We start from the raw sequence: 359 nt of genomic DNA, 5'->3' as shown, positions 1-359 counted from the left end.
TAGTTATCTCAAAACCACTGTCCACACGCTCAACAGTTGCTAACCATTCGCCATTACCTTTAACGATGGCTGCACTGCCGTTAGCTTCTAGGTCACCTTCAACTTTTACTAGAGTTTTTTCAAAGTCGCCGTTGCCACGGAAAATGATCTCACCATCCTTGCGTTGTACAGTACCTACCCACTCACTGGTGTTTTCGTCGATAATGTGGATTTCGCCGTTAATGATCTTAACTGTCAGGTCACGCTCTTCCATTTCAGGACGGTCTTCACCGAAATCTGGAGACCAACGAGGTGTATCATCAAAGTCCATATCTGGGTGCTCTGGAGAGGCTGGGAGAGTAGGTCGTGGGCTATCAATT

The 359-nt window shown here is 46.8% G+C and carries 1 protein-coding gene; it reads right to left on the bottom strand.

Translation table 11 applies throughout. From position 1 onward, the window contains the following. Positions 1–359: hypothetical protein (locus tag AB4507_RS22825; protein WP_372183481.1), on the bottom strand; the 359-nt coding region annotated here is incomplete at both ends.

Source organism: Vibrio sp. 10N.222.54.A3, assembly GCF_041474095.1.
Lineage (GTDB): Bacteria > Pseudomonadota > Gammaproteobacteria > Enterobacterales > Vibrionaceae > Vibrio > Vibrio crassostreae_C.
Note: the sequence above shows the minus strand (reverse complement) of the source record. Positions and strands in the feature narration are given on the sequence as shown.